General features: G+C 45.8%; 10 protein-coding genes. 1 reads left to right on the forward strand and 9 read right to left on the reverse strand.

What is annotated here, in order from left to right:
- The 3 genes from AC1YY3_RS09790 to AC1YY3_RS09800 form a co-directional block, all read right to left on the reverse strand.
- Nucleotides 1-1201 (reverse strand): sialidase family protein (locus AC1YY3_RS09790; protein WP_482194452.1); only part of this gene is annotated, 1201 nt, incomplete at its 3' end.
- A gap of 287 nt (nucleotides 1202-1488) precedes the next feature.
- Nucleotides 1489-2061 carry a TlpA family protein disulfide reductase gene (locus AC1YY3_RS09795; protein WP_481824145.1) on the reverse strand — a complete coding sequence of 191 codons (573 nt, stop codon included), beginning with the start codon at nucleotides 2059-2061 and terminating at the stop codon, nucleotides 1489-1491.
- 172 nt (nucleotides 2062-2233) lie between these two features.
- Nucleotides 2234-4930, reverse strand: coding sequence for a TonB-dependent receptor domain-containing protein (locus AC1YY3_RS09800; RefSeq protein ID WP_481824146.1), 2697 nt, complete (start codon nucleotides 4928-4930; stop codon nucleotides 2234-2236).
- A gap of 325 nt (nucleotides 4931-5255) precedes the next feature.
- Here AC1YY3_RS09800 and AC1YY3_RS09805 point away from each other — a divergent pair, with 325 nt between their 5' ends.
- The gene (locus AC1YY3_RS09805; protein ID WP_481824147.1) at nucleotides 5256-5642 is read left to right on the forward strand and encodes a hypothetical protein; all 387 of its coding nucleotides are present in this window, start codon (nucleotides 5256-5258) and stop codon (nucleotides 5640-5642) included.
- A gap of 69 nt (nucleotides 5643-5711) precedes the next feature.
- On the opposite strand, the gene sufT is transcribed toward AC1YY3_RS09805, so the two are convergent.
- The 6 genes from sufT to AC1YY3_RS09835 form a co-directional block, all read right to left on the reverse strand.
- Complete coding sequence (gene sufT, locus AC1YY3_RS09810) at nucleotides 5712-6266, reverse strand: putative Fe-S cluster assembly protein SufT (RefSeq protein ID WP_481824148.1); 555 nt, start codon at nucleotides 6264-6266, stop codon at nucleotides 5712-5714.
- 8 nt (nucleotides 6267-6274) lie between these two features.
- A complete protein-coding gene (locus tag AC1YY3_RS09815) occupies nucleotides 6275-7003 on the reverse strand; it encodes an SDR family NAD(P)-dependent oxidoreductase (RefSeq protein ID WP_481824149.1) in 729 nt (242 codons plus the stop codon).
- Between the two features lie 69 nt (nucleotides 7004-7072).
- Nucleotides 7073-7780: a bifunctional 2-polyprenyl-6-hydroxyphenol methylase/3-demethylubiquinol 3-O-methyltransferase UbiG gene (gene ubiG / locus AC1YY3_RS09820; protein ID WP_481824150.1), complete on the reverse strand. Its 708-nt coding sequence runs from the start codon at nucleotides 7778-7780 to the stop codon at nucleotides 7073-7075.
- A gap of 49 nt (nucleotides 7781-7829) precedes the next feature.
- A complete protein-coding gene (locus tag AC1YY3_RS09825) occupies nucleotides 7830-11015 on the reverse strand; it encodes an efflux RND transporter permease subunit (protein ID WP_481824151.1) in 3186 nt (1061 codons plus the stop codon).
- Entirely contained in the window at nucleotides 11012-12094 is a 1083-nt protein-coding gene (locus AC1YY3_RS09830; RefSeq protein WP_481824152.1) for an efflux RND transporter periplasmic adaptor subunit, read from the reverse strand. The genes AC1YY3_RS09825 and AC1YY3_RS09830 overlap by 4 nt, the downstream gene beginning before the upstream one ends.
- 113 nt (nucleotides 12095-12207) lie before the next feature.
- Entirely contained in the window at nucleotides 12208-12870 is a 663-nt protein-coding gene (locus AC1YY3_RS09835) for a TetR/AcrR family transcriptional regulator (RefSeq protein ID WP_481824153.1), read from the reverse strand.
- Between the last annotated feature and the right edge of the window lie 81 nt (nucleotides 12871-12951).

Here is a 12951-nt window from a genome sequence, read left to right on the forward strand (position 1 = left end):
TGAATTGCAATGCCAATTTTCCAGCTTGTTTGCTGGGCTTTTCTGTCCATAAGGCTAACAGTCCGTGTTTTGTAACAACTAATCTGGGGTGAGTTGCGGCATTGTTTGCAGTGGTTAATCGTGTTGCGGGTGACCAAGTTAATCCGTCATCCTCGGATTTTGCGTAAAAAATGCTGGCTCCATCAGGTTCCATTTCATCCCACAAAGCGACAAGGTTTCCATCAAACGCAGCAATATCGCCATGAATAGCCGTGTTACCGATCTTTTTCGGGATTGACCAGTTTGTGCCGTTATTTTTGGAGATCAAGTGATATAAGCCCGATTTCTCCTCCGCACCTGTCCACACTAAGCCATGTAGTTGCCTTGTATTGTTGGATCCCGTGTATGCCAAAGCACCGCCCACATGAGGGCAGCCATCAAACTTCCAATCAAACTCACCTACCGTACTAATATGTCGCCAAGTTTTGCCGTCATCGTAAGATTGCAGCAGAGCCATATCGCGGGGTTTCATATCACGGTAGAGTATGTTCAGATCCCCTTCTGGTGACAAAGCAAGTGTATTCCAGCAACAAGAGCAAGTTGAATCATCTAACGTTGTTGCTAGTCCCCAATGCTTGCCCCAATCAACGGATCGGGAGTAACGCAGGCTTTGGTAGCCATTTTCTTCGGGATCTTCCAACCAAACAGCATGAAACACTCCATGCTGGTCGGCAATCAGGTCGATGTGAGATTGGTCGCCCTCATTGTTAATCGCCGGATTAGCGCCTTGCTGCCAGGTTTTGCCGTTATCTTCGGAATAAGCACTTGCCATAGAACCCATGCTGGGCAGTTCGCCCTTGGTTTGCCAGACGGCAAGCAGGTGATTACCTTTGGCGGCAAGCTGAACATCATTGCCACGGCTGTTTATGCTTGCAGGAAGATTGCTTAGGGCTACTGGCGTTAACCAATTTTGACCACCATCCTCAGAACGTGTGTAATTTAGCTTGATTTGCTTATCTTTGGCGGAAACTTTGCCGCCTGCAATAACATGGATAATGTCATCGTCCACGTAAACATCAAACGTGGAAATGTCGTATAGCCCGAAGGTTGATGTTGAATAAGATGTTATTGTTGTTGATTCGGCTGTTACTTTTTTGGGTTCAGCAGTGCTTAAAAGTGGCTCAGAGGAGCAACCAATGAGAGCTAAGGAAGCGAGATACATCAATAAAGCGGGAAAAGACGTTGTTTTTTGGAAGGATATCCGAAGGAAGTCAAAGTAGGCTGAGTTAGTGCAACGTAACCCAGCAATTCGTTGAAAAAGTTGGGTTACGCTACTGAGACTGTGAAAGTATTGTAAAAATGTGCAGAAAATCATAGTTATATTTTTACACGACTTTGATGTTAACAATGTGGTGTGGGCGTAAAGCTAGGTTTGTACCCCCAATATTTAATTCTTTCACAGTCTCTGCCCCAACCCATAAGTGTAAAAACTGCTGAGGGCATAGTGGTTCAATTGAGGGTTTTCTTGAAGTAAGTTTCATAATCTTTTTGAGACAAAACCCCGCTGATACCTTCCCGCTCATGCTTTTTGTTGAGGAAATAAGTGCGTGGCATTTCCCCATACCATTTTGGATCAATCTCGTAACGCAGTTTTTGTGGGTTTTCGTCGGCAAACAGCCAGTTTTCAAGTCCGGTTAGTTCGTTTTTCGCCAGTATTTTCTGAATATCATCAGTCGCCGTTACATCGTCAGTTGCCAGCATAATCATATTGATGTTCGGGTTGGCCTTGTGCAACTTGTTCAATAAGGCCATATCTTTAAGGCAGGATGAACAGGTAATCGACCAGATCACCAGCATAAAAGGCTTATTGGCATTGCTATCCAGTAGTTGTTGATAACTGCCTGGGACAAAGGGTTTTAAGGTTGCTTGATCGGCACGGCTAGGTAGTGCAATGGAGCATATCAAAAGAAAATGGCAAATAATAAGAACCCTGCGTGGCATGAACGTATCTCTGAGTAATTTATGTTGGGTGGGGGATAGTTTACTGTTGATGGAGGGTAAAGCAAAATATTTCAGGCTCAAGGCTCAAGGCTCAAGGCTCAAGGCTCAAGGCTCAAGTAAGGCGGCTGTTGAAAGATTCAAAAGGTATCTTGCTAATCAGGAAAGGCATTGCGGATTAATGAGAACAAAGTAACTTTAGAAATCCTTATATACGGGCATCTATTGTAGACACCCGTATAACTTCAAGAAAAACCTAAAATTTCGCCGTAAAGCCTAAACGAAAGCTAACTGGCTCAACCGGATGGAAGTGGAAATCTCCATTATTTGCCTGTTCATTAATGAAAGGTTTGGATTGATAGTAATAAGTAATGCCATCATCTTCACGATTCAAAATATTGAATACTTCGGCCTGAAAGCTCAGGTTCTTGTTAACTTCATAACCCAGCATGGCGGACACCAACAATGTTGACTCTGACCGCTTGCTGTTATCTTCAATCAAGGTGCGGGGGCCGAAGAAACGCATTCTGGGGCCACCGAAAAAACCACCATAGACATCGTGGAAAGTTGCTCCTGCTGCAATAACTGTTTCTACTGAATTCGGTATGTGATTTCCTTCTCCAATGACATTATTGCGAAAGCGAGAGTGGGAAAAACTTAAATCTGCATCGAAGGTTAACCAGTCGGTAGGCGAGTAATAGTTGTTAAATTCAAGGCCGTAGCGACGACTTGGGCGGCTGGCTTCTGTCGTTCCGGCATCGCCGACAAACAGCAATTCTGAATCAATATCCAGCCACCAAATCGATAGGGTACTTTGTAAACCTTTAACCCATGTTGAACGTATGCCCACTTCCGCACTATAAGTACGAACCAGCGGATCAGCGCGTTCTACTGAGGTGTTGGTGGCAGGGTCGATGCGGGTGTTAATACCACGGGCATCATTACTATGATAACCAAGACCACCGTTGAGATAAAACTCAGTATCTGCCCAAGGACCAAAAATTAAACCGAGTTTTGGGCTGACCAGTCCATCATAGCGTTCACCGTTATTTTGGGGGATATTGCTGTTGCTGACATCAAAACGGAAGCTATCAAAGCGTACGCCCACATTAGTCCGAAACCAGTCATTCCAACGGGTTTTGTTTTCTGCATAAGGGCTGATAGACGTTACCCAGATATTGTCTTGACGGGTAACGCCATATTCAACTTGTGCCTTAGTCTTGGTCAGTGCATTTTGAATGTTATCGTTTCGTATTTGCAAACCAAATGTGGTTTCTGAATCGGCATCGCCAAGTTTATGGAAAAGGGTATGGCTACCTTTAAAACCTGTTGTCCAGCGGTCATCAGGTTGACCAAATTGGTCACCGCAATTGCCATCTGGATTGGGGTTACGGCAACCATTGGGATCAGTAGGAAATCCTGGAGGGTTGTCGAGAAAATAGGTAAAGTTAGAAAACAAATGCAGCTTGGAATATACTCCGTAAGCCATCAACTTGGTTTCGCTTGCTGCATCCTGACGATGCCATTCACCCGTTAAGCTATAACGTTGGCTATCGCCGCCATCGGTAGGATCAATAGTGCCAAACCGATCAAGTTTGCCCTGGTTGACGGCTTGTAATGGTATTTGATCAGTCGAATACCAATCGGATTTAGTCGCCATACTGGTAATGCTCCAACCACGATCACCATGCTCTTCGCTATAACGCAACATGCCGTTGAATTTCAGGTAATCATTGCCGACTGTCCACGGACCGTTGTTATAAACGCTTTCAGCGCCATATAAAATATTGCCGTCACCCAGTTTATGAGAACCCGCAACCATGCCACGGTAATAATCAAACATGCCGCCAGTAAATTTAGCAATATTTTGCGGCAGCTCTTTGTAGTAATGAATATTTGCAGAACCAGTGCTAGAAAAATCGCCATTTTCGGCGTAGTTGCTGCCTTTTTTATAATCCAGGGTTTCGATCAATTCTGGGATAAGGAAATTAGTGTCTGTCCAACCCTGACCATGCGAATGCGACAATTGGTTGACGGGTACGCCATCAACTTGGGTGAGGAAGTCAGTGCCATGATCTAGGTTAAAGCCGCGCAAAAAATACTGGCTGGCTTTGCCTTCGCCGCTATGTTGAGTAGCGATTAGCCCTGGTACTGTTTCTAGCACTTCGCTCGGTCGGGTTATCGGTCGAAATTTAAGCTGGGCTTGTCCGACGTTACCTTGCGAGGCGCTGTCTGCGATACCTACTTGGGAATCTGCCCGTTCGGTAATGGTCATTTCCTCAAGTTCGACTGAATCTTTACTGCTGGTGTTGCTTTCAGTGGCTACGGTGGTTTCTGCTGATTCGGTTGTAGTCACTTCAGGTTCTTGGGCATAAGCATTGCCGCCTACAAAAAAGGCAAAAGACAAGGTCATCAAACGTGCAGCCGCAATCCCAGCACCGTGTAACAGCAAGGTAGCGATAACAAAACCCAGCGTGTAAGAAATCAAACTCGCTGAGGCTGATATTTCCTGTCCATGCACATAGCCATGAAAGAAGGCGAAAAAAGCGACGATCAAGACATTCATCCGAGTCGTAAACCGGACTTTGCGAACGATGAACACACTAAATACCAAGCCGGAAAGCAAGATTATAATTTCCACGCTGGGTATAGCAAAGCTGGCTGCTCCGGCAAGACCACCAAGGCTCATTACGCTGACAAATGTGAGCGGCAACATCCAGATCGCCACACCACGTAGCTGCGCCGCCCAAATGCCTACGGCGATCATGGTTAGCAGGTGATCCCATCCGTGAAGGGGATGTTGAAAACCATTGCCCCAATCATTATTGACGGCAAGCAGAATGTTTGGAATTTTAAAAATTGACAGAGAGAGCAGTGCAAGCAGCCCTAACTGGAGAGCGGGTTTCTGCGGCTTAAATTTAACAACCACGGAGTTATTATTATTGTTGTGCATGGTATTTCTCAGTAACTAAATAGATTGAATCATCATTAAAGTAACAGCATTGCTGGCAAATATCATCATATCAAATATTTGTTGGATATAGGTTTTTTTAGGTTGTGCATGAATAATTAGGTTTAGTTTTATGGCGTTGTATGCTTTTTGGTAAGGATTAGCATTGGATCGCTGCTAATTATTTGAATTTGAGGCTTGAAATTTCTTTGCTAAATTTTTTGCAGAGATTAAGTAAAATTTTCAAAATATGATAAAATCCCGCGCGGTAAATTTTAAGAATTGACCGAAACAACGCTATACATTACATAATGAGGATTAGTCCAATATGAAAAACTTAAAAACAATCGTACTTTCTTCCCTGATTGCTTTGGCTATGGGGGCTTTTTCATCAGTCGCTATGGCAGAATCCGATGCCGGTCGTGTTTCTTACGCGCCAGCGGATGCTATCGATTTGATGATTGGCGAGCTAAAGAAGGCTAAACTTGCGGCCGCTGAAGGAAAACCAGGTGAAGAAGTCTACAAATTCATCAAACAATGCATGGATTATGGCAAAGACGTGAATGCGAATGATGTTGTTGACAGAGAACGCTCACGCACCAACGAAGTCATTAAAAAAGCCAGGACTATGGCTAAGAAAAACGATATGAAAGGGATTGAGGAGCACTTAGATAAGGCTATGAAGCAACTAGAAGACATTAAGAGTTTAATCTAAACGCTTAAATCAATTCGTTACATCCAGCCCTTTTTATTCAACGTAATTAGGGCTGGAATTATCCAGGATTTAATAAAGCCCAAGCTGCAACTGGGCAACTTCTGACATCATCTCCCGCGACCAAGGCGGATCTAGCACCACCTCAATATTCACATTGCCTACACCTGGCAATGCGCGGATACATTTTTCGACATCACCTTGTATAACTGGCCCCATACCACAACCTGGTGCGGTCAGTGTCATGATGACGTGGACATCATTCAGGTCAGGCTTTGTTTCTGATGGTTTGACATTACAGTAATATACCAGCCCAAGATCGACGATATTGACTGGAATTTCAGGGTCATACACGGTTTTCATCACTTCCCAGCAGTTGTTTTCCACCGCTTCGGCATCGGTTTCCGTGACCAAGGTATGCAGTTGGTGATGCTCTTTACCCAAGGCATCAGCATCGACATTGGCAATACGTACCATGCTGCCGTGTTCAGTAACGACGGTATAGCTATTGCCCAATGCCTGATGTATGGTCACTATTTCACCTTTGCTAAGGGTGGTGGTATTGCCATCTGGTACGGTGATGACATTGACATCACGGGTTAAAACAACATCTTCTCTTTCGGACATAATACTCGTTATAAATGAAAGGTTCTGGCATCAATTGTCTGGCCGTTCACGCCACTACTTTGAGAGCCAAACAAATACAAATAAGCGGCAGACAAAGATTCCATCGTGGGCAATTTAGCCTTATCTTCCGCTGGATAAGCCCGTTTCCGTAAGGGTGAATCAACAGGACCAGGAACAAAAATATTGACCCGAATCTTATGGGATGATTCCATTTCTTCGGCAAGGATAAGTGCCAATCCTTCTAACGCAAATTTAGATACGCCATAAGCACCTGAATAAGCCGCAGCAGTACGTGCAGAAGAATCCGAAGTGAATACGATGGCTGCCATCTGGCTTTTTTGCAGTACGGGCAACAACACACGGCTTAACAAAAACGGGGCATTCAAGTTGACGTTTAAGGTATGCCCCCAATCTTTAGTGCTTTGTGAAGCTAACGGAGTGTAGCTGCTGAACTCCACGGCAGAATGCAATAAACCTTGCAAAGAACCGTATTTTCCCTCGATTTTATCGGCTAATTCCTGGTATTCATCTTCATTGGCACCTGCCAAATCGAAGGGATATAGGATAGGTTCTGGTGCATTTGCTGCTTTGATTGCATCATAAACTTTTTCCAGCTTGGGAATGCTTTTATCCAATAAGATAATCGTTGCACCTTGCTTGGCTAAGGCTAAAGCTGCGGTGCTTCCCAATCCGCCACCTGCACCAGTAATCAAAATGACGTGATTAGTTAACGGCATAACAGTTCGTTTTCAATATTAAACAGGAGGCGGAATAAGGTGTGGATTATTGAAAGTTTGAGAGCTTTACTAATCTTCACGTTTAAAAGCGGCGATGTAATTGACATCAATATCTTTGCTTAGGCTAAACTGCTTGGTGAATGGGTTGTACTCAATCCCTACCATGCCTTGCAAGGCAAGCCCACAAGTGCGGGCAGATTGACATAGCTCCGACGGCTTGATGAAAGTCTTGTAATCGTGGGTGCCTTTGGGCAACATTTTAAGCAGATGTTCAGCAGCAACAATCGCCAGCACGTAGGCTTTGGGCTTACGGTTAAGGGTGGAGAAAAACACCATCCCTTCCGGCTTTACTAACGTCGCGCAGGCATTGATGATGGAACCTGGGTTGGGAACATGTTCCAGCATTTCCATACAGGTGACATGATCGAAACTTTCGGGTTGCTGGCTTGCCAGTTCTTCTGCGCTGATTTTTTGATAATGTACGCTGATGCCTGATTCAAGCCCGTGCAAGTCAGCGACATCAATTAAGTCTTCACTGAGATCAATACCCGTCGCATCAGCACCGTGCCTTGCCAGTGCCTCAGTTAAAATCCCACCGCCGCAACCGACATCAACATACCGTTGTCCCTCAAGCGCAGCATAGCGCTGGATAAATTCCAATCGTAGCGGATTGATGTCGTGCAAGGTTTTGAATTCACCTTGTTCATCCCACCAACGTTCCGCCATTGAGCCGAATTTGTGGATTTCTTCTGGGTGTACGTTATCGGTGGCTGTCATGGGTTTTAATTAGATTATCAACGGGTATAGTTTACTATATAGCTTGTTTTTAAGCCATTTTGGGTGCATCCACCTTAAACCATGCTGCATACAACGCTGGTAAAAACAGCACGGTCAACAACGTGGCAACCGCCAGACCGCCCATAATAGCAACCGCCATTGGGCCAAAAAATACACTGCGCGTCAGCGGTATCATCGCTAAAATAGCCGCCGCAGCGGTCAATACAATCGGTCTAAAGCGGCGTATGGTTGACTCGACGACTGCTTGCCAGGGTTCAAGTCCAGAAGATCTATCTTGGTCGATTTGATCGACTAAGATCACGGAATTTCGCATTATCATGCCTGATAGCGCAATGGTGCCGAGCATGGCGACAAAACCAAATGGCTTATCAAACAGCAATAATGCGACGGTCACGCCGATTAAACCTAACGGTGCAGTCAATAACACTAAAAATACCCGCGAAAAACTTTGGAGTTGTACCATTAGTATTGTTAATACGGCGATTAAAAACAGTGGAAAGCCTGCCGCTACTGATGCGCCACCTTTGGCAGACTCTTCCACCGCGCCGCCGGTTTCTATGTTTACGCCGAGCGGTAATGCGGCTTTGATTTCGGTTAGTTTGTCTTCAATTTGTTGCGATACCACCGGGGCTTGCAAATCGCCCTGTAAATGGGCGCGGATGATAATCGACGGCATACGGTTACGTCGCCAGATAACGCCGTCTTCAAACTCGGAACTAATTGTTGCGATTTGTGACAATGGTACACCTACGCCTGTTTTGGTGTTAATCATCAAATCAGGCAAATGCGACAGGCGAGTGCGTTCAAGTTCTGGAGCGCGTGCAACTAAGTCGATGCGCTCTATGCCTTCCCTGAACTCGGTGATGTAAAGCTCGTGCAATGCGCCATTGAGGATGTTGGCAATATCGACTGAACTAATCCCCAGCAACCTTGCCTTGGCTTGATCTATAGTGACTTTAACGACTTTGCTGGGTTCTTCCCAATCGAATTGCACATTCAATAGATGGCTATTGGAACGCATTATTCCGTCAACTTGGTTTGCAATGGCGCGGATTTGCGGGATGTCTGCCCCTGATACCCTAAATTGCACGGGAAAGCCCACGGGCGGACCGTTCTCCAAGCGCAATACGGATGCACGTAATGCAGGGAAATCGCTTTCAAACAAGGCAAGCAGATCTTTACGTAAAGCTTCACGCGCAGTTAAGGTTTTGCTCAAGATGACAAATTGCCCAAAACCGCGATGCGGTAATTGCACATCCAGGGGTAAATAAAAGCGGGGGGCGCCTGAGCCGATATACGCAACAAAATTTTCAATCCCCGTGTTTTTTTTGTTCCAGTCATGCAGCCATTGCTCCAGTTTTTTGGCCTGTGCATCGGTCGCCGTGTAGGAAGCGCCTTCGGTCATGCGTAAATCGACGATCAATTCCAGACGCGTAGAATCAGGAAAAAATTGTTGTTGCACCTTACCAAAACCAATAATCGACAAGACGAACAACGCTAAGGTGATGGCAATAACGGTTTTTCGGTATCGCACACAAGCCGTGACAACTGCGCGAAAGGTTTTATAAAACGGGGTGTTATAAATATCATGATGGTGATTGTCGGTTGTTTCAGCCTCGACCAAGCCCAGCCTATTTTTAAGCCATAGCCTGAATTTGGATGGTTGCGGTGCATGGGCGTAATCGGGCAATAAGTGAAACCCCAAGTACGGTACAAAAATGACCGCCGCAAACCAGGAAATCACTAAGGCAATGGCGGACACCTGAAATATAGATCGGGTATATTCGCCAGTAGCCGATGCAGCGGTGGCAATCGGCAAAAAGCCAGCTACAGTGACTAACGTACCCGTAAGCATTGGCATGGCTGTTGAGGTGTAAGCATAAGATGCGGCTTTGGCTCTGTCCCAGCCCTGCTCCATTTTGGACGACATCATTTCCACGGCGATAATGGCATCATCTACCAATAAGCCCAAGGCTAGGATTAATGCGCCCAGCGAAATCTTATGCAGTCCTATGTTATTGAGATACATGACTAAAAATGTGCTTGCCAATACGACAGGAATGGTAATGGCGACGACGATACCACTACGCCAACCTAACGAAAGTAGGCTGACTCCCAGCACGATGACTAAAGCTTCCAGCAAGGATTTAACGAAATCATTAACGGAATTCGCCACTATTTTTGGTTGTGATGTGACGGTATTAAATTCTAAACCGACCAACAATTGTTGCTGAATGTTGGCGATAGCCTTATCGAGATCATGACCCAGCGCAATCACATCACCGCCATCTTTCATGCTCACGCACAGTAGCAAGCTGTCTTTACCTTGAAAACGTACGCGGTCATGTGGCGGGTCTTCATAGCCGCGATAAATGCGTGTGACATCACCTAAACGAAAATCCTGGTTATTGGCGCGTAAGCGCAGTTCGCGTAAATCGTCCAGTTTATTGTAGCGACCTGTAACGGCAATGCGGATGCGCTCGTCTGCCGAATCAAAGCTGCCGCCACGCACCACGGCATTTTGCGCTTGTAAAGTTGAGATAAGCTCAGACGTGCTGATGCCTATTGTCACGAGCTTGGCATTGGAAATCTCGATAAACAGCCGCTGTTTTTGTTCGCCGAAAAAATCGACTTTGGCGACATCGGGTATTTTGAGCAGTTCTGACCGAATCATTTCTGCTTGCTTTTTGAGTGCCGCATAATCAAAACCATCACCCGTCAAAGCATACATGCTGCCGTAGACATCGCTAAATTCATCATTAAACGTAAGGCTTTCAATGCTTTGTGGCAGGGTGTGGCGAATGTCGCCGACTTTTTTGCGGACTTCATACCAAAGGTTAGGGATGTCTTCGGAAAAAGTATCATCTTTGATGATGATAAATATCATGGACTCGCCTGGACGTGAAAAACTTCGGGTGAAATCAAGATGCGGGACTTCTTGAATTTTCTTTTCCAGCTTGTCGGTGACTTGTTGCTCGACTTCCTGTGCGCTTGCACCGGGCCAAGAGGTATGCACTAGCATCACCTTAAAAGTAAAAGGTGGGTCTTCGGATTGACCCAGTTTGGTATAGGCAACCAAGCCGGCAATGGTGATGACTAACATCAAATACAAGACCAAGGTTTGGTGTTTTAACGCCCAATCGGAAAGATTAAAGCGTGAGGTTAGTGCTAATTTATCTGCTGAATCTTGCGTATTATCTTGCGGATCATTCATGGCATAGCCTCATGCTCAAGCACGGGTTTTACTACTTGGTCTTTAATCAAGGTATGCACCCCTGCAATGGCAATTTTTTCACCCGTTTGCAAGCCGCTACTAATCAAGACACCATCTTCACCGAATTGACCTGTTTCTACCGTACGCGACTGTGCCTTATTGTTGGCATCAATCACCCAGACTGTTTTTTTGCCATTGTTTTCAGTGAGTGCGCTGCTGGGGATGAGAAAGCCAGCGCTTTCTTGTGCAATCTGCGGATTGAATTTTACTCTTGCTGTCATGCCGAGCTTTACGGCGTCATCAGCATCTTGAATTGCAACGCGCACATTAAACGCACGGGTAGCGGGATCTGCCGACGGGGAAATCTCGCGAACCATGCCGGAATAGATTGTTTGCTGGTCTGCCCACAGTTTTAGCACAACTTTGGCATTCAATTGCACTTCGGAGATACGTGATTCCGGCACAGCAAGCAGGACTTCAATGGTTTGGGTATCGGCAATTTGCACTATCTTGTCGCCAGCTTCCACTACCTGTCCTGGCTCGGCTTGGATCATCGTGATTACGCCAGCTCGGTCTGCGGTTAGGTTGGTGTATTGCATTTGATTGCCGGATACGTTTGCTTGCGCGGTTATTTGAGCTAGACGAGCAGTGGCGGATTTGAGTTCAGCTTCCTTAATATCCAATGCGGAAGCAGACACGAAATGTTTACTAATCAATTGCCGATAACGTGCTACTTCTGCTGCCGCCAAATTACGACTGGCTTCAGCCGAACGCACATCAGCCTGCGCCGCTGCTGCACTTAGATTGGTATCTGCGGCATCTAAACGGGCAAGCACTTGACCTTTGTTGACTCGATCACCTACATCTACCTTACGTTCAATGATTTTGCCATTGATCCTAAAGCCTTGGCTGGACTCAAAGCGAGGACGGACTTCGCCCACTAAGGTCATAGCAGTTACCGCCGCTTTTGCTCCTACGACCAAGATTAAAGCGGGGCGTGGGGGAGGGGGCTGTTCTGTGGGTTTTTCGCAGGCACTAAGTAGCGGTAATAACACGAAGCCAAGATGTTTGATGTTCATAAGGTTGAATGCTTTATAAAGTTATAGTTAAGTTAGGCCCTATTCTGGAGTGCAAAGCAAGCTTTGCCCTTGTTCGGCACAGGCAAAGCTTGCTTTGCACTCCTCTACTGCCCTCATTCAGCCCTTAACCTAATATAGCTAAGCCTTTCAGGTTGCCGCAACAAACCACGTAACATGGCGATCTGTATCAACTTTATCCGTGCTTCGATGTTTGTCCAATTGATCCAGGTTTCATGCCCAAGTGCAATTTCAAGGGAGCAAGCACCGTGGATACCTGCCCACAAAGTTTGGGCAATCAATTCAGCATCGGTTAACTCGGCTCGAAATAAAGCGGCATCGAAGGCTTCTTGCACCACCAATTTCAACTGCGCGTAAGCATCTTGTTCGGTGTTGCCCTGCTGAATTTGAGTAATATCCAGATTGCAGGGCGTACGTGGTGTCATAAACATCAGCCGATAATGATTAGGATGTTGCAGTGCAAACTGTGCATAGCCACTACTCAGTGCTTGGATACGGGCGATTAAGTCTGGCATCTGCATGATTTCGCGCATACCACTTGCCAACGCCAAAAAATCTTCGTCACAGACCGCTTGCAACAAGGCTTCTTTATCCGCGAAGTGATGGTACAAAGTGGTGGCGGAGTAATTGATTTGTTTGGCTATCTCGCGCATAGAAACGGCTTCGATGCCGCGCTCTACAAACAAATATCGTGCTGCATCCAGAATACGGGTACGTAATTTTTCACGGTCTTCCGGTGATTTGGTTTTTGGCGGCATTATAAAAAATAAGTGGTAGCGGGTTATATCTGTAATTTGATTTTAGGGCGGAGTGACAAACCTAGGTTTGTCACTCCGAAA

The sequence above is a fragment of the Methyloglobulus sp. genome (assembly GCF_964779595.1).